The sequence below is a fragment of the Cupriavidus basilensis genome (assembly GCF_000832305.1).
Lineage (GTDB): Bacteria > Pseudomonadota > Gammaproteobacteria > Burkholderiales > Burkholderiaceae > Cupriavidus > Cupriavidus basilensis_F.
The window spans coordinates 493,798-511,858 of record NZ_CP010536.1; the positions used below are offsets into that span (position 1 = coordinate 493,798).

Here is an 18,061-nt window from a genome sequence, read left to right on the forward strand (position 1 = left end):
CGGGCGCCGTGGATGCGGTGCGGTCAGTCTTTGGTCAGGCTTGAGCTAGCTTGCGCAACTCCTTTTCCAGTGCTTCGGGGATCTCGATGCCGTGCTCGCGCGCCTTGGCGTGCGCGTCGATGCGCCGTGTGCCGGGCAGGCGGGTGCCGCTGTCCGACAGCATGGCAGCGATCAGGGCTTCGAGGCGGGCATGATAGGCGGCATCGCCTGCGAAGCCGCCCGGATTGAAGGCCAGGAACAACTGGCCGATACGTGGCTGGTTGCCGGCGTCCTCGAAGAAGGAATCGGCTTCCGCGCCGAAGTGGGCGCCGGCGAGCGACACGATCAATGTCTCCACCAGCAAGGCGAGCATCGCACCCTTGACGCCACCCGCGGGCAGCATCGATCCGCGCAACGCGGCCTGCGCATCGGTGGTGGGCTTGCCATCGGCATCGAGCGCCCAGCCCAGCGGGATGGGCTTGCCTTGCTTGGCGGCGACCATGATCTTGCCGCGCGCGACCTCCGAGAGCGACAGGTCGATGACCAGTGGAGCGGCATCCCGGCGAGGAAACACGGCCGCGATCGGATTGGTGCCGAACAGCGGCGTGCGCCCGCCCCAGGCCGGCATGGCGGCTGGCGAATTGCCCATGGCGATGCCGATCATGCCAGCCTGCGCCACCGGGTCCAGATGCAGGGCCACAGCGCCGGCGTGGTGGCTGTTGGTCACCACGCCGGCGCCAATGCCGCATTCGCGGGCGCTGGCGATGGCGGCCGAGACCGCCTGCGCGCAGGCGGGAAAGGCGAAGCCCCCTTGCGCGTCGATCAGCGTGGTGCCGGGCGTCTGTCGCGCTACCGTGGGCTGAGCGTCCCCGTTCACGCGCTGGTGGCGCAGGTGTGCCACATACATCGGCACGCGCGAGACCCCGTGCGACGGCAGCCCGGCGAGGTCGGCCTGCACCAGCGCGTGCGCGGTGGGGCCTGCCTGCGCCGCGCTGGCACCCGCGCTTCTCAGCGCGTTCGCGGCGAGTTGTTCCAGTTCTTCTGCCCGAAAGGCGGTCATCTCTGCACTCCCAATGCATTCTTGACTGCGTCCGCAATCATCATGGACACGCGCACATTGGCCTCGAAGCTGACGCCGGCAATATGCGGCGTCAGCACCAGGTTCGGCGCGTGCGCCAGGATACCGCCCGCACCTAGCGGTTCCGCTTCGAAGACATCGAGCGCGGCGCCCGCCAGCAATCCCTCGTGCAGCGCCGCCGCCAGCGCAGTCTCGTCGACCACGCCGCCGCGCGCGGTGTTGACGAGGACCGCGCCGCGCTTCATGCCGCGCAGGCGCTCCGCATTGATGAGATGGCGCGTAGCCGGCACCAGCGGCACATGCAGGCTCACCGCATCCGCGCTGGCCAGCAGTGCCTCCAGCTTCATCGGCTCCACGCCGGTATCGCGCCACACCGGATGATCGCCAGGCAGTGCGGGGTCGTGCGCCACCACCTGCATGCCCAGTGCCTGCGCAAGCCGCGCGGTCAGCCGGCCGATATCGCCAAAACCGATCAGGCCGAGCGTCTTGCCGAGTGCCTCACGGCCCTCCGACAGGCGCGCGCGCGGCCACTTTCCCGCCACCATGGCCGCGTCGCTCTGATAGGCGCCGCGCAACAGCATCAGCGCGGTCGTGACCACATACTCGGCCACCGAGCGCGCGTTGGCGCCGGTGGCCGGAATCACGCGGATGCCACGCGCCTCGCAGGACTTGACGTCGATATTGTCCAGCCCCACCCCAAGCCGGCCGACCACCCGCAGCGCGGGCGCGGCGTCGAGCAGTTCGGTATCGACCTGGGTGCGGTTGCGCACGATCAGCGCATCGGTCTGCGCCAAGGCGCCGAGCAGGGCATCGCGCTGGTCGACCCAGCCCGGTTCGTAGCGCAGCCGGACGCAAGCGTCCAGCACCGCCACGGCATCGGCGTCCATGAACTCGCTGATGCAGACCTGTTTCATCAGGCGGACTCGTGGATGCGCGTGAGCACGAACTCGCGGTGGCCCAGCGCTTCCGCGGCGGTCCAGCGGCCGTTGATGGTGGCCATCATGCATTCGAGCAGCTTGTCGCCGGTCTGGTCCAGCGTCTGCTCGCGCTGCAACAGGCCCGAGCAGTCCACGTCCATATGCTCGCTCATCAGGCGCACGGTGCGCGGATTGGCGCACAGCTTGATGACCGGCACGATCGGGTTGCCGATGACGTTGCCCTGGCCGGTCGGGAAGAAGTGCACGACATAGCCCGACGCCGCGCACAGCGTGACCATTTCCGCCGCGGCCGAGGACGAGTCCATGAACCACAGGCCGGGACCGGTCGGCTCTTCGGCCTTGTCCAGCACGCCGTCCACGGTGCATTTCTTGCCAATTTTCTGGATATTGCCGAGCGCTTTCTCTTCGATCGTGGTCAGGCCGCCGGCGATATTGCCCTTGGTCGGCTGCGATTCGGACAGATCGGTGGTCTTCCAGCGGTCGATCATGCCCTGGTAGCGGTTGAACATCTTCATGAAGTCGTCGCGCACCTTGTCGTTGGCGCAGCGCGCGGCCACGATATGCTCGCCGCCGGTGAGCTCAGAGGTCTCGCCGAATACCAGCGTGGTGCCCAGCGGATGCAGTTTGTCGAAGGCGTTGCCCACGGTCGGGTTGGCGCCGCAGCCGGAGGTGGTATCGGATTCGCCGCACTTGGTCGAGATCCACAGGTCGCTGATCGGGCACTCCACGCGGTGCAGGCCGGTGGCGTACTGCACGAATTCCTTGGCGGCCTTGGAGGCTCGCATGATGGTGTCGTGGTCGCCGTGGCCTTCGATGCCAAAGCCCACCACCGGCTTGCCGGTCTTGGCGATGCCGTCCACCACCTTCTTGGTCCAGCCATCCTCGATGCCGATCACCACCACGGCCGCCACGTTGGGGTTGCTGCCCGCGCCAATCAGGGTGCGGAAGTGCAGGTCGAGGTCGGGGCCGAACTGCAGGCGGCCGTACGGGTGCGGGATCGCCATCGTGCCCTTGATGGCGACGGCAACGGCTTCGGCAGCGGCGTTGGAGAGGTCGTCCAGCGGCAGGATGATGACGTGATTGCGCACGCCGACGCGGCCGTTGTCGCGGCGATAGCCCCGGAAGGTGGTCTGGTTGTCGATGACGGACATGGATGTTTTCTCGGTATGTGGTTTTGGGGGACGGGGCGCGGCTTACCAGCGCTTGGTCTTGATGTTGTGGACGTGGGCGTGGTCGCCGGCCGTGATGGGCGCAACCACCTTGCCGATGTCGATGCCGTACTTGAAGACGGTCTGGCCCACTTCCATGTCGCGCAGCGCGACCTTGTGGCCAATCGGAATGGGCTGCTTGGCAACCACCGTGATGACCTTGTCCTCGTCCATGATCCAGGCGTTCAGCTCGGTCCCGGCCTCGATCCCCTCGACCACCGCTACGGCGACCGTGTCTTTTGCATCGTGCAGCACTACGTGAATCATTGCTCCTCCTTGGTTTTTGTTACGGCGCAGCATGCGGTGAGCGGCAACCGATGGAACAAAGGATAGGTTCTCAATTCATTTGTGTCAACTATGTCATATGTATGAGTTGTATGAGTTAATCTCTGGTACATTCCAACTATCCAAAGAAAGCATCAAGCCATGAGCAACCTACGAGATATCCCCGCGCCCGGTGGCGTCCTCTACAAGGACGTGAAACGGCATGCATTGCAGGCGCTGGCCGATGGCGAATGGAAACCCGGCGAGGCGATACCGTCGGAGAAGAAGCTGGTCGAACGCTTCGGCGTGTCGATCGGCACGCTGCGCAAGGCCATCGACGAACTGGTGGCGGAAAACCTGCTGATCCGGCACCAGGGGCGGGGCACCTTCGTGGCCACGCACCGGCGCGACGATCATTTCTTCCGCTTCTTCAAGGTGGCCCACCTCGACGGCCATCGCGGCTACCCGACCGTGGAGCTGGAGTCGTTCCGCAAGATCAAGGCCGACAAGAGTGTGTGCACGCTGCTTGGGCTGGAGGCCGGCGCGCGCGCGTTTCAGCTAACCAACGTGCTGTCGCTGGATGAGCGGCCGGTGATGATCGACGACATCGTGCTGCCGGAGCGGCTGTTTGCCGGGCTGACCGAGGCGCAGTTACGCGGCCGGCCCAACACCTTGTACAACTTTTACCAGGAAGCGTTTGGCGTCAACGTGATCCAGACCGAGGAGCGGTTGCGCTCGGTGCTGGCCACGGAGCGGGAGCAGGCATTGCTCGGCGTGGAGCCGGGCGCGCCGCTGATGCGCATTCACCGCGTGGCGTTTTCCTACCACCGGCAGCCGGTGGAGTGGCGGGTGTCGACGTTGAACACGGAGGAGCACGAGTTCATCGTGTCGCAGATGCCGAAGGAAGAGAGCTGATTGGCGGTACGCCGCGCGGTATGGCTGTAACTGCTTAACCTCGGAGCCAGCTTCGAAGGCGGTTTGCTCCCTCTTGCGCTTGTGCGAGAGGGAGCAACTGCCTTCGTCATTGCAGGCGGCCTTGGCCTATCCTCCGGCTTCGGCTAATGCCTCGGGCCTTCATCCGCGCTCAGTGCGGCATGGCCGTGAAGTCCAGCGCGTTGGTCAGGTCGCCCATGGCCTTGCCCTTGTTGGCGAGCAGGGCGGTATCGCGTTGCTGCAGGCCCGGCAGGGTCGGCAGGACAAAGCGGCGGGTGATGAAGCGCAGCGCCGAGGCCGTGTCGTATTGCGTGTGGTCGATAAAGCCCTTCTTCGCATACGGCGACACCAGGATCGCCGGGATGCGCGTGCCCGGGCCCCAGCGGTCGCCGGTGGGCACCTGCGCGTGGTCGTAGAAACCGCCGTTTTCGTCGTAGGTGACGAGGATCAGCATGTTCTTCCACTGCGGGCTCTGCTGGAGCTGCGCGATCACGCTGGCGATATGCTTGTCGCCGTCGGCCACGCTTGCGTAGCCGGGGTGCTGGTTCAGGTTGCCCTGCGGCTTGTAGAAGGTGACCGCAGGCAGGTTGCCGGCGGCGGCGTCCTGCAGGAACTGGCTGTCGAAGTCCTTCAGGTGCGCGCTGCGGTTGGCGGCCTGGGTGACCGGGTCGAAGTTGGCGTAGTAGTTGAACGGCTGGTGGTGCGCCTGGAAGTTGGGCACGGTGTTGTTGTAGATGGCGGTCGGGTCCTGCGTGGCCTTGGCCCAGGCACCGGCGTACCAGGCCCAGCTCACGCCGCGCGCGTTCAGCAGGTCGCCGATGGTGGCCTGGGTCTGCGGCGGCAGCGTGGTCGCCTTGGTGGGGTCGGCGTAGAGGCCCGTGGCATCGGTGGCGGCGGGCTTGTTGCCGCTCGGCTGGTAGTCCGGCTGCATGGTGTTGACCGCGTAGAACATGCCGCTGGCGTCCTTGGGCGTCAGCGTGCTGTCGTTCTGGTACACCGCCTTGCCGGAGAGGACCGAGGCGGGGTTGCCGGTGCCGGGGGTCAGGCGCACGAAGTTGCCGTTGGCGTCGACGTCGATCGCGGAGATCGAGGCCTTGGCCGGCGAGGTGGCCGCGTCGGCGTTCGGGTACTGCGGCGCGCAGGCGCAGATCAGGTACTGGTGGTTCAGGAACGAGCCACCAAAGGCACCCATGTAGAAATTGTCGGCCAGCACATATTGCTTGGCGAGCTGCCACATCTGCATCTGGCTGCCGTCGTAATAGCCCATCGACAGGCCGCCCGCGTCCGAGAACGCGGCGTACTTGTCGTTCTTCCCGCCGTTGATCTGCATCTGGTTGTTGTAGAAGCGGTGCACCAGATCGCGTGTGGTGACGGATTGCGAGATTTCCACGCCGCTGCCGTTGACGCCGCCAGACGCGAGCGGGGTGTCGATCTGGAACGGCTTGTTCGCCCAGTTGGCGGTGCTGGCCTGCGGCAGCTGCACGGCTTGCCCTGCCGCGGTGAGCCCGCCCCAGGTCGGCGGCAGCACCGGCAGCACGGAGCCGTCGAAGTCCTTCTGCGGCTCGACGGTGCCGGTCGAGGCGGGGTTCACGCCGGGAATGCCGTTGGCGCCCGGGAACAGGCCGTAGAGATTGTCGAAGCCGCGGTTCTCGGCATAGATCACCACCACGGTCTTGATGTTGTCGAGGGCGACCCGCTTGGCGACGCCGTCGCGCAGCGCGTGGGCGATGTCGCCGCCGCCGGCTACCGAGTCGGCGATCAGGTCGATGGTCTGATCGATCTCCGCCTGCAGGGTCGCCTTGATGGCCTTGTCGGCTTCCTTGTTGTGGTCGGCCAGCAGCTTGTCCGCCGTCACGCCGATGCGTGCGGCCAGACGTGCCTCGGCCGCGGTGAGGTCGCCACCGTTGGACTCCATGAGCGCGACCAGTTCGGTCGTGATGGCGCTGATCACGCCGTTGGCGCTGGCCGGTGCGCGGAACACCAGCGGTCGGGTCACGGCTGCGTGGCCGCCGGTGTCATCGTTGCGGAAGGCGTCGCTGCCGATCTCGGCGGTGATCGCGCCCTGGCCGGTGAGCGTAAAGGCGCCGTTCTTGTCGGTGTAGGTGCTGGTCTCCGTGCTTTCGCACTTGCCATTGTTGTTGGCATCGATGCAGACCTTGGCGTGCTCGAAATAGCTGCCGGTCACCACGCCCGAGGTGGTGAGGGCAGCAGTGGAGTCGCTGCCGCCGCAGGCGGCCATGGTGGCGGCGGCTACCGCTGCGAGGGGATAAAGTCTTAAGGCTCGGCGCATGGAATATCCTTTTTTCGTTATGTGTAAGGCGGTTTTTTTGGGACAGCCGCGCGATTCTCGCGCCGCTCCATGTCAGATTGATGATGGCGCCGGGACGAGAGAAAGATATCCGCCACGCATGACACGTCGCTGTCATGCACGCGTGCTAGTGTCCCGAATCACAAATTCGTTGAGTAAGTCGCCCGATAAGACGCACGATCCGTCGTCACGAATGCTCGCAAGGCACCAGCCTTGCTGCGCTTCGCTCCTAGGCTCGCACGCCTTCTCGGGCAACTTATTTCTTCAACGAATTTCAGACTCAGGACAATAGCGTGGCGGCCCGTTCCTGAATTTCCTGTGCCTGGGCTGCCGCACCCATCCCGCCCGGGCCATTCCACTTCGCCGCACAGATGCCACCGCGCTTTGTTCTGCCGCCAGTTTCTTCGCCGATCCGCCGCTTTGCCAACGGGGCCTTGCTGCTGTCTATCGCCCTGACCCTTGCGGGCTGTGGCAAGTCCGCACAGGAGGGCGTGGCCGCGGCCCCGGCCCCGGCATCCGCGCCGGCGGCCAGCCAGGACGGCGCGCCTTCGCGGCCAGCCTATGCCGACGCGTTCTACACCATGATGGCAACGCGCCGGCCGCAGGTGCCGGCCATGGCCGCGCTTGGCAAGGCGCTGTTCTTTGATCCCGCATTGTCTGCGTCCGGCCGGCTCGCGTGCGCAAGCTGCCACAGCCCGGAACACGCCTATGGGCCGGCCAACGACCTGTCGGTGCAACTGGGCGGCCCCGACATGCTGCGTGCCGGCGCGCGCGCGGCGCCGTCGCTGCGCTATGTGCAGAACGTGCCGCCGTTCTCCGAGCATTTCCACGAGAACGACGGCAACGACAGCGAAGACCAGGGCCCTACCGGCGGCCACAACTGGGACGGGCGGGCGTCTTCCACGCACGAGCAGGCCGGCATTCCCTTGCTGTCCCCGCATGAGATGGCGAACGCGGACGCGGCGGCGGTGGCCGCCAGGCTGCGCACCGGCAAGCATGCGCAGACCTTGCGCGAGGTGTTTGGCGCCGACATCCTGGAGCGCGACGAGGTAGCCTTCCAGGCCGCGCTGATGGCGCTCGAGGTGTTCCAGGAAACGCCGTCCGAGTTCTATCCCTACAGCAGCAAGTACGATGCGTTCCTGCGCAGGCAGGTCAAGCTGAGCGAGCAGGAGGCGCGCGGCCTGCACCTGTTCAACGATCCCGCCAAGGGCAACTGCGCGGCCTGCCACCCCAGCGCGATCAGCGCCGATGGCGTCTTTCCCGCCTTCAGCGATTTTGGCTTCATCGCGCTGGGCGTGCCGCGCAACCGCAAGCTGGCGGTCAATGCCGATCCGGCCTTCTTCGACATGGGCCTGTGCGGGCCGGATCGCACCGACCTGAAGGCGCGCGCCGAATACTGTGGCCTGTTCCGCACCCCCGGCCTGCGCAACGTGGCGCAACGCAAGACCTTTTTCCACAACGGCGCCTTTCATTCGCTAGAAGAGGTGTTGCGCTTCTACGTGCAACGGGACAGCAATCCCGGCAAGTGGTACCCGCGCAAGGCCGACGGCAGCATCGACAAGTTCGACGACCTGCCGGCGCGGTATCGTGACAATGTCAATATGGAACCGCCGTTTGGCGGCGCGCCAGGCAGCAAGGCCGCGCTGTCGGAGGCGGAGATCCGCGACGTCATCGCGTTCCTGAAGACCCTCAACGACGGCTACCGCTTGCCTGCAGCCCATTGAGAGCCCTGGCGGCAGTGGCTGTCTGCCGGTACTGACGGGTTAGCACGCATTGGAGGGTGGGCAAGCGCCCGGCAGCGCGCCGGGCGCCTCGCAGGCCTTTCCTTTTTTCAATCCGTCCCCATTTCCTCCTGACACCGTTCTGTCAGGAGATGTCAGCGCCACACGTCAGCGCGCGGCACGCTGCCGCCCTTCAGGATAGGATAGCGGCCTGACCGTACCAATACCGCGATTCGCGATGGCTTTCGCCGCGCTCCCGGGGCTCGTGTGCCCCGCCAGGCCTGTCTTCGCCAATCGCACGCCGCACGCAAGCCATCAGCTAGCCACGCCTTAAAGGACGCATCCCATGTCATCCGGTGTCATCCGTATCCGCGGAGCCCGTCAGCACAATCTCAAGAATCTCGACCTCGATCTGCACACCGGCGAAATGACCGTGGTGACGGGGCCGTCGGGCTCGGGCAAATCGAGCCTGGTGTTCGATACGCTTTACGCCGAAGGGCAGCGGCGCTATGTCGAAACCTTCAGCGCCTACGCGCGCCAGTTCCTGGACCGCATGGACCGGCCGCAGGTGGACCGGGTGGACGGCGTGCCGCCGGCCATCGCCATCGACCAGACCAACCCGGTGCGCAGTTCGCGCTCCACGGTCGGCACGATGACGGAGCTCAACGATCACTTGAAGCTGCTGTACGCGCGCGCCGCTGAGCTGTTCGACCGCCAGACCGCGCAGCCCGTGCGGCATGACTCGCCGGAGACCATCTACGCGGAGCTGCAAGCACGTGCCGCCCAGGGTGATCCGCGCCTGGTGGTCACCTTTCCGGTGGAACTGCCGGAAACCACCACCGATGCCGAGATCGAGCAGTGGCTCTCCGTCAGCGGCTACACGCGTGTGCAGGCGCAGCGCGTGGTGGCTTCGCCCACCGGCCCGCGCAAGGTGCTGGACGTGGTGGCCGACCGCTTCCGCCTGGGCAATACCGAGAAGGTGCGGGTGCTGGAAGCCATCGAGGCCTCGCTCAAGCGCGGCAGCGGCCGGGTCAATGTCTACGTGACCGACGCGGCCAACGAGGGTGCGCAGGCGCAGGTGTGGCGGTTCTCGACCGGCCTGCACAGCCCGGAAAGCGATATCCGCTATGCCGATCCGCAGCCCGCGCTGTTCTCCTTCAACTCCGCCTACGGCGCCTGCGAGACTTGCCGCGGCTTCGGCCGCGTGATTGGCGTGGACCTCGGCCTGGTGATCCCGGACGAGCGCAAGACGCTGCGCGGCGGCGCCATCAAGCCGATGCAGACGCCGGCCTGGAAGGAGTGCCAGGACGACCTGATGCGCTACGCCGCCAAGGCGGGCATCCCGCGCGACGTGGCGTGGTCCAGCCTCACCCCGGCCGAGCGGGCCTGGGTCATCGACGGCTCGCCGGACTGGAACGGCAAGTGGAATACGCACTGGTATGGCGTCAAGCGCTTCTTCGACTACCTGGAGTCGAAGGCCTACAAGATGCATATCCGCGTGCTGCTGTCCAAGTACCGCAGCTATACGCCGTGCGAGACCTGCGGCGGCGCGCGGCTCAAGACGGAGGCGCTGCTGTGGCGCCTGGGCAGCAAGCCGGGTGCGGACGCCGTATGCGCGCCGCAGAAGCGCTTCGCGCCGCGCGGCGTGGACTGGGACCGCACGCAGCTCGAAGCGCTGCCGGGGCTGACCGTGCACGACCTGATGCTGATGCCGATCGAGCGCATCCGCAAGTTCTTCGACGAGCTAACGCTGCCGAGCCTGATGCTTGATGATGCGCTCAAGCTGCTGCTGGCCGAGGTGCGCACGCGCCTGAAATACCTGTGCGACGTGGGCCTGGGCTACCTGACGCTGGACCGCCAGAGCCGCACGCTGTCCGGCGGCGAGGTGCAACGCATCAACCTCACCACCGCACTCGGCACCTCGCTGGTCAAGACGCTGTTCGTGCTGGACGAGCCCAGCATCGGCCTGCACCCGCGCGACCTGAACCGCATCGTCGAGGCCATGCATCGCCTGCGTGACGCCGGCAATACGCTGGTGGTGGTGGAGCACGATCCTTCGGTGATGCTCGCGGCAGACCGGCTCATCGACATGGGCCCAGGGCCGGGCGAGCGCGGCGGCAACATCATCTTTGACGGCACGCCCGCCGATATCCGCGGCTCGGGCACGCTCACCGGCGAATATCTTGCCGGCCATCGCCAGGTGACCGATCTCTCCCGCTGGACGCCGCGCGCGGTCGACGCCGCGACGCCGCGCATCGTGCTCGAAGGCGCCTCCGAGCACAATCTGCGCGACGTCACCGTGGAGATCCCGCTGCAGCGGCTGGTGTGCGTGACCGGCGTTTCCGGCTCGGGCAAGTCCACCTTGCTGCAGGACGTGCTGTATCCCGCCATGGCGCGCCAGTTCGGCAAGTCCACGGATGCGCCCGGCGCCTTTCGCAGCCTGACGGGCGCGGAACAGGTGGCCGACGTGGTGTTCGTCGACCAGTCGCCCATCGGCAAGACCGCGCGCTCCAACCCTGCCAGCTATGTGGGGGCCTTCGACGAGATCCGCAAGCTGTTCGCCAAGGCGCCAATGGCGCTGCAGCGCAGCTATACCGCCGGCATGTTCAGCTTTAACTCGGGCGACGGGCGCTGCCCCACCTGCGGCGGCTCGGGCTTCGAGCACGTCGAGATGCAGTTCCTCTCCGACGTCTACCTGCGCTGCCCGGATTGCGATGGACGGCGCTACCGCGCGGAAATCCTCGAAGTGAAGATCGAGCGCGCGCTGCCGGGCCAGCCGCCGCGCGCGCTCAGCGTGGCCGATGTGCTCGAGCTGACCGTGAGCGAGGCCGTGGCGTACTTTGCTGGCGACGCGGCGGTGCTGCGCGTGCTGCAGCCGATCGTCGACGTGGGCCTGGAGTATGTGAAGCTGGGCCAGCCGGTGCCGACATTGTCGGGGGGCGAGGCCCAGCGGCTGAAGCTGGCCGGCTACCTGGCCGAGACCGCGCAGGCGAGCAATACGCGCGTCAAGCCGATGCCGTACGAGTGCAAGCTGTTCATGTTCGACGAGCCCACCACCGGGCTGCACTTCGACGACATCGCCAAGCTGATGCGCGCTTTCGGCAAGCTGCTCGATGGCGGCCACTCGCTGATCGTGATCGAGCACAACCTCGACGTGGTGCGCGCCGCCGACTGGATCATCGACCTCGGCCCAGAGGGCGGCGATGCCGGCGGTGAAGTGCTGTGCGTGGGCACGCCGGAAGACGTCAAGCGCTGCGCGCACTCGCATACCGGCAAGGCGCTGCTGCAATACGACCGCGCCGTCGGCCATGCCTTTGTCGCGCAGGATGCGGGCGTGCCCTTGCAGGCCGCCTTGCGCGCGGCGCGCGCGCGCCGCGCCATCGAAGGCGAGGACGTGGTGCGCATCGTCAACGCGCACGAGCACAACCTGAAGGCGCTCAACGTCGATATCCCGCACGGCAAGTTCAATGTGATCACCGGTGTGTCGGGATCGGGCAAATCCACGCTCGCCTTCGACATCCTGTTCCATGAAGGGCAGCGCCGCTATCTCGAATCCCTCAATGCCTACGCGCGCTCCATCGTGCAGCCCGCCGGGCGCCCGGAGGTGGACGCGGTGTACGGCATTCCGCCCACCGTGGCGATCGAGCAGCGCCTGTCGCGCGGCGGCCGCAAGAGCACGGTGGCGACCACTTCCGAGGTCTGGCATTTCCTGCGGCTGATGTATGTGAAGCTGGGTATCCAGCATTGCATCCACGACGGCACGCCCGTGACTTCGCAAAGCCCCGAGTCCATCGCGGCGCAATTGCTGCGCGACTACAAGGGCCAGCATGTGGGCCTGCTGGCGCCGCTGGTGGTCAGCCGCAAGGGTGTCTATACCGACCTGGCCAAATGGGCCAAGGCGCGCGGCAACACGCACCTGCGCGTGGACGGCGAATTCCTGCCGGTGGACCCGTGGCCGCGCCTGGACCGTTTCCGCGAGCACACCATCGAACTGCCGGTGGGTGACATCATCGTGTCCGCGGACAACGAAGCCGCATTGCGCGCGCTGCTCGGGCAGGCGCTGGAAGCCGGCAAGGGCGTGATGCACCTGCTGGCGCCGCTCGATGGCCTGCAGCATGCCATGGGCAACGGCGGCACCGCTCGCGTCGGCAGCACCACGGTGTTCTCCACCAAGCGCGCTTGCCCGGTGTGCAGCACCAGCTATCCGGAACTGGACCCGCGCCTGTTTTCCTACAACAGCAAGCACGGCTGGTGCACCAGCTGCGTGGGCACCGGCCTGACCCTCACGCGCGAGCAGCGTGCGGCCTACGACGACACCGTGATGGCCGACGACAACCGCGGGCGCGAGCAGACGCTGCCCTCGGAGCAGCAGGAGCCCGATGACGTCGCCGATACGCCCTGCGCGGACTGCGGCGGCACGCGGCTGAACCCGGTGGCGCGCGCGGTCACCTTCGACACGCACCCCATCGTGGCAGTGGCGCAGTGGACGGTCTCCGACACGCACCGCTGGGTGCAGGGCCTGCACCTGGCCGGGCGCGAAGGCGAGATCGCGCGCGATGTGGTGAGCGAGATCCGCAGCCGCCTGCAGTTCCTGGAGGAGGTCGGCCTGGGCTACCTCAGCCTGGACCGCGCCGCGCCCAGCCTGTCCGGCGGCGAGGCGCAGCGCATCCGGCTGGCGGCGCAGCTTGGCAGCAACCTGCAGGGCGTGTGCTACGTGCTTGACGAGCCCACCATCGGGCTGCATCCGCGCGACAACCAGATCCTGCTCGACGCCCTGCGCAAGCTCGGCGAGAAGGGCAACACGTTGGTGGTGGTGGAGCACGACGAGGACACCATCCGCTGCGCCGACCACATCATCGACATCGGCCCCGGCGCCGGCAAGCGCGGCGGCACGCTGGTGGCGCAAGGCGGCGTGGCCGCGCTGTCGGCCAGTGCGGATTCGCTCACCGGGCAGTTCCTCGCCCAACCGATCCTGCATCCGTTGCAGCCGCGCCGTGAGGTGACGCCGGCGGGCAAGAACAACGAGGCCGTACCCGAGCGCTGGCTGACCGTGCATAACGCCACGAAGCACAACCTGCGCAACGTGACCGCCAGCATTCCGCTGGCGCGGCTGGTCGCCATCACGGGCGTCAGCGGTTCCGGCAAGTCCACGCTGGCGCGCGATGTGCTGATGGCCAACCTGCTCGACGCGGTGGGCCGCTCGGTGATGTCGTCGCCGGCCACGCGGCGCGCGCGCAAGGCGGCTGGCAGCGAGGCGCCCGCGCGCTCGCAAGCCACGGCGCGCACCGAGCCGCGCCGCAAGCTGGAGGTCACGCACAACTGGCAGGGTTGCGAGTCCATCACCGGGTATGAAAGCATCGACCGCGTGCTGGAGGTCGACCAGACCCCGATCGGCAAGACGCCGCGCTCCTGCCCGGCCACGTATATCGGCGTGTGGGACACCATCCGCAAGCTGTTCGCGCAGACGCTGGAGGCCAAGGCGCGCGGCTATTCCGCCTCGCGCTTTTCCTTCAACACCGGCGACGGGCGTTGCCCGGCCTGCGAGGGGCAAGGCGTGCGCACCATCGGCATGAGCTTCCTGCCGGACGTGAAGGTGCATTGCGATGTCTGCCACGGCCAGCGCTTCAACCCGGAGACGCTGGCGGTCACCTGGCGCGGCAAGAATATCGGCGACGTGCTGACCATGGAGATCGACGAGGCGGTGGAGTTCTTCTCCGCCATGTCCAATATCGCGCACCCACTGCAGCTGATGAAGGACGTGGGCCTGGGCTACCTGACGCTGGGCCAGCCGTCGCCCACGCTGTCCGGCGGCGAAGCGCAGCGCATCAAGCTGGTGACCGAACTGTCCAAGGTGCGGGACGACATCACCCGCCGTGGGCAGCAGGCGCCGCACACGCTGTACGTGCTGGATGAGCCTACCGTGGGCCTGCACATGGCCGATGTGGCCAAGCTGATCCGCGTGCTGCACCGGCTGGCCGATGGCGGGCACAGCGTGGTGGTGATCGAGCATGATCTCGACGTGATCGCCGAGGCTGACTGGATCCTCGACCTGGGCCCGGAAGGCGGCGTGGCGGGCGGCGGCATTGTCGCCGCGACCGACCCCGAGGGGCTGGTGCGGGTGCGGGCCAGCCACACCGGCGCGGCGCTGGCGCCGGTGCTGGCCCGCGGCAAGGCGGCTGGCAAGGCAACGCCAGAGAGCGGCAACGACGCCAGGCACCGCCTTGCGGCGGCGCAGTAAAGCCAGCGCGGCGGCCTCGCCCCTGCCCGGAGGGCGAGGCTGCAGGCCGTTTTCACCCGGCGGCCCCGGTAGCTGACACAATGACGGATTCAGCAACTGGCGGCCGCCGCCGGTCCAGCCGTGCGCCACAGAGGTGGCGGCCGGGCAGGCCATGCGTCGCCGCCGCATGACAGCGTGATAGCAAAACCCCTTTCCCTTTTCTCCCTCCTCCGCCTACCCGCCATCGTGGCGGCGCTATGGCTCGCCCTGGCCAGCGCATCCGCGCTGGCGGCACCCGCTGGCGCATCGGACGCGAGCGGCGTACGCGCGCCTGCCAAGGCGGGCAAGCGCGCGGCCTCGGCGACGACGCCAACCTCCCGGGCCGTTCAGCAAGCCACCACCGCGCCGCAGGTCAACCACGACCAATACGCGTTACGCCCCGAGCGCGACGTCCAGCCGCGCAGCAGCTTTGGCCTGCGGATGAAACCCGGCTGGCCGCAGCAGGACGATTCCGCCGGGCCCGGGCGTTAGCCCGCCAGCCCGGCAGCTCGGCATGCTGCCGGGCATACCGGCGTCAGTGCCTTTGCGGTACGCTCTGTGGGTTCCGTAGTCCGAACCGCAGTCCGACCCTTACACCGCAAGGAGCCCAGATGTCCACCAGCCCGTCCGGCTTTGCGTGCGCCCCGGCCGCAGCCCGCGCCACCGTCCATCACCTGCGCGCCTCGCGCATCCGCGAGGTGGCCAATGCCGGCATCGGCCTGCCCGACGTGCTGCCCTTCTGGTTCGGCGAATCCGACCAGGTCACGCCCGCCTTTATCCGCGACGCCGCCAGCCGGGCACTGGCCGGCGGGGCGACGTTCTACACGCACAACCTGGGCATCGCCCCGCTGCGCAGCGCGCTCGCTGACTACGTCAGCGCGCTGCATGGCGCCACCGCCCTGGACAACGTGGTGGTGACCAGCGCCGGCGTCAACGCGCTGATGCTGGCCGCCCAACTGGTGGCAGGGCCCGGCGACCGCGCGGTTGCCGTCACGCCGCTGTGGCCCAACCTGGTGGAAATCCCCAAGATCCTTGGCGCCGAGGTGGAAACCGTCTCGCTCGATTACGGCGCGCACGGCTGGACCCTGGATCTCGACAAGCTGCTGGCCGCGCTGACGCCAGATACGCGCTTGCTGATGATCAACTCGCCGAACAACCCTACCGGCTGGGTGATGTCGCGCGCGGACCAGCAAGCGGTGCTCGCGCACTGCCGGCGCCATGGCATCTGGATCATTGCCGATGAAGTGTACGAGCGGTTGTATTACGGCAAAGGCGATGGCGCCATCGCGCCGTCGTTCCTGGATATCGCCAGCCGCGACGAGCGGGTGATCTGCGTCAACTCGTTCTCCAAGGCCTGGTTGATGACCGGCTGGCGGCTGGGCTGGATGGTGCTGCCCGCAGCGCTCACCGACGACCTGGGCAAGCTGGTTGAGTACAACACGTCGTGCGCGCCGTCCTTCGTGCAGGAAGCCGGCATTGTGGCGGTGCGGGAGGGCGAGGCCTTTACCCGTGAGCTGGTCGGCCGGCTGCGCGCGGCGCGCGATCACCTGGTGAGCGCGTTGGCTGTGGTGCCGGGCGTGGATGTGCATGCGCCCGAGGGGGCCATGTATGTGTTCTTCCGGCTGGCCGGCGCCAGCGACAGTCTTGCGCTGTGCAAGCAGCTGGTGCGCGAGGCACGGCTCGGGCTGGCGCCGGGGAGTGCGTTCGGGGACGAGGGGGAGGGCTTTGTGCGGTGGTGCTATGCGTGTGATCCGGCGAGGCTGGATGAGGGTGTGCGACGGTTGCGCGGGTTTCTGGGGCGGTGAGCGCTGCGCCGTTCGCGGTGCGATCGGGCTGGCGTGCGCCATCTTCATGTTGAGACGGCACCGCTAGCGCTTTACTGCGCAGCGGCCGCCTCCGCCTCCGCCTGCCACCAGCCGCCCCCTAGCGCCTGCAGCAGGGCCACGGAATCGGTAAAGCGGCTGGCGGTAGCCTGCGACAGTGCGAGCGCGGCCTGCCGGTACTGCCGCTCGGCATCGAGCACAGCAAGCTGGCTGACGCCGCCGAGCCGATACTGGCCGGTCACGATCGATAGCGTATCGGCGGCCTGCTTCGCACTGTCGGCGCGCGCCTGCAAGGTGTTGGCATCGGCCTGCAGCGCGCGCAGCGAATCCGCGACTTCACGCAGGCCCTGCAGCACCGTTTGCTGGTAGGCCGCGAGCGATTGCGCGTAGGCCGCTTGCGCCGCGCGCTTGCGCGCCACCAGCTCGCCGCCCCGGAACACCGGCTGCGCCAGTCCCGCGGCTAGCGACCACACGTTGAGGCTGCCAAACAGATCACGCGCGGAGAGCGCCTGCGTGCCGGCGCTGCCGGACAGCGTGAGCTGCGGGTAGCGCTGCGCGGTGGCCACGCCGATATTGGCCGACGCCTGGTGCAGCAGCGCCTCGGCCGCGCGGATATCCGGGCGCCGCCTTGCCATGGCGGAGGGCAGGCTCACCGGAAGCGTGGCGGGCAAGGTGAGATCTTCCAGCCGGAACTCGGGCAGCTGGGCACTTGCGGGCGCCTGTCCCAGATACACGGCAAGCTGATGCCGCGTGGCCGCAAGCTGCTGCGCCAGGCCCGGCAGCAAGGCCTGGCTCTGCGCCAGTTCATTGCGCTGGCGCTGCGCGTCCACCTGCGCCACGCCGCCGGCGCGCAAGCGTTGCTCGGTGATGGCGAGCTGGCGCTGCTGTGCCGCCACGATGGCCTCGGTGCCGGCAATCTGCGCGCGCAAGCCAGCCTCGCGGATGGCGGCCGTGGCCACGTTGCCGGCCAGCGTCAGGCGCGCGGCTTCCAGCTCGAAGCGTTGGTAGTCCACCGCCGCGCGCAGGCCTTCGAGCTCGCGGCGCTGGCCGCCGAACAGGTCGAGCGTGTAGGAGATTGCCACGCTGGCGCCGTACAGCGTGAACGGCCCGGGACTGGGAAAGGCGGTGATGCCGAGTGAGTTGACGTCGACCTGCTGGCGCGTGGTGTTGAGCTTGGCGTCCACCCGCGGCAGCAGGCGCGCGCCGGTGGTGGCCACCAGTTCCTGGCGCGCCTGTTCGATGCGGGCCTGTGCTTGCGCCAGCGTCGGGCTGGCGTCCAGCGCCGCGCGGATGGCGCGGTCCAGCGCGGGGCTGCGCAACAGCGTCCACCATTGCGCCGGCACATCGGCGCCGCTCTCCAGCGTTTGCGCCTGGCCGTGCGGTGCGTCGGCGGCGCTGGTGCGCGTTGGCTGCGTGCCCTCGGTATAGGACGGCGCGGCGGGCGCTGCCGGCGCGGTGAAGTCCGGGCCCACCGCGCAGGCCGAAAGCATGGCTGCCGCCAGTACGGCGAGAGCCGTGCGGGATGTGGATTTACCGTGTGGCGAGGCATGCAT

At 67.8% G+C, this 18,061-nt stretch carries 11 protein-coding genes; 5 read left to right on the top strand and 6 right to left on the bottom strand.

Going from position 1 to position 18,061, the window contains the following annotated elements:
• Positions 1 to 34: 34 nt before the first annotated feature.
• From RR42_RS02230 to RR42_RS02245, 4 genes are read right to left on the bottom strand one after another with little or no spacing between them, the layout of a single operon-like run.
• Positions 35 to 1,039 (bottom strand): Ldh family oxidoreductase, encoded by a 1,005-nt coding sequence (locus tag RR42_RS02230; protein ID WP_043343502.1) that lies wholly within the window; start codon positions 1,037 to 1,039, stop codon positions 35 to 37.
• Positions 1,036 to 1,971, bottom strand: a complete 936-nt coding sequence (locus RR42_RS02235) for a hydroxyacid dehydrogenase (RefSeq protein ID WP_043343506.1) — start codon at positions 1,969 to 1,971, stop codon at positions 1,036 to 1,038. The genes RR42_RS02230 and RR42_RS02235 overlap by 4 nt, the downstream gene beginning before the upstream one ends.
• Positions 1,971 to 3,146, bottom strand: a complete 1,176-nt coding sequence (locus RR42_RS02240; RefSeq protein ID WP_043343509.1) for a UxaA family hydrolase — start codon at positions 3,144 to 3,146, stop codon at positions 1,971 to 1,973. The genes RR42_RS02235 and RR42_RS02240 overlap by 1 nt, the downstream gene beginning before the upstream one ends.
• Before the next feature lie 42 nt (positions 3,147 to 3,188).
• The gene (locus tag RR42_RS02245; protein WP_006159396.1) at positions 3,189 to 3,470 is read right to left on the bottom strand and encodes a UxaA family hydrolase; all 282 of its coding nucleotides are present in this window, start codon (positions 3,468 to 3,470) and stop codon (positions 3,189 to 3,191) included.
• Positions 3,471 to 3,629: 159 nt separating this feature from the next.
• On the opposite strand from RR42_RS02245, the gene RR42_RS02250 reads away from it, so the two are divergent.
• A complete protein-coding gene (locus RR42_RS02250; protein ID WP_043343513.1) occupies positions 3,630 to 4,382 on the top strand; it encodes a GntR family transcriptional regulator in 753 nt (250 codons plus the stop codon).
• A 169-nt stretch (positions 4,383 to 4,551) separates the two neighbouring features.
• On the opposite strand, the gene acpA is transcribed toward RR42_RS02250, so the two are convergent.
• Positions 4,552 to 6,690 (bottom strand): acid phosphatase, encoded by a 2,139-nt coding sequence (gene acpA / locus RR42_RS02255; protein WP_043343516.1) that lies wholly within the window; start codon positions 6,688 to 6,690, stop codon positions 4,552 to 4,554.
• 389 nt (positions 6,691 to 7,079) lie between these two features.
• Between acpA and RR42_RS02260 the strand changes: the two genes are divergently transcribed.
• The 4 genes from RR42_RS02260 (at position 7,080) to RR42_RS02275 (ending at position 16,490) form a co-directional block, all read left to right on the top strand.
• Complete coding sequence (locus tag RR42_RS02260) at positions 7,080 to 8,432, top strand: cytochrome-c peroxidase (RefSeq protein ID WP_043343519.1); 1,353 nt, start codon at positions 7,080 to 7,082, stop codon at positions 8,430 to 8,432.
• A gap of 343 nt (positions 8,433 to 8,775) precedes the next feature.
• A complete protein-coding gene (gene uvrA, locus RR42_RS02265; protein ID WP_052494412.1) occupies positions 8,776 to 14,667 on the top strand; it encodes an excinuclease ABC subunit UvrA in 5,892 nt (1,963 codons plus the stop codon).
• Between the two features lie 174 nt (positions 14,668 to 14,841).
• On the top strand, positions 14,842 to 15,177 hold the full coding sequence (locus RR42_RS02270) for a hypothetical protein (protein ID WP_144409728.1): 336 nt from the start codon (positions 14,842 to 14,844) through the stop codon (positions 15,175 to 15,177).
• Positions 15,178 to 15,296: 119 nt separating this feature from the next.
• On the top strand, positions 15,297 to 16,490 hold the full coding sequence (locus RR42_RS02275; protein ID WP_043343522.1) for a pyridoxal phosphate-dependent aminotransferase: 1,194 nt from the start codon (positions 15,297 to 15,299) through the stop codon (positions 16,488 to 16,490).
• A 71-nt stretch (positions 16,491 to 16,561) separates the two neighbouring features.
• On the opposite strand, the gene RR42_RS02280 is transcribed toward RR42_RS02275, so the two are convergent.
• A complete protein-coding gene (locus RR42_RS02280; protein WP_052494413.1) occupies positions 16,562 to 18,061 on the bottom strand; it encodes an efflux transporter outer membrane subunit in 1,500 nt (499 codons plus the stop codon).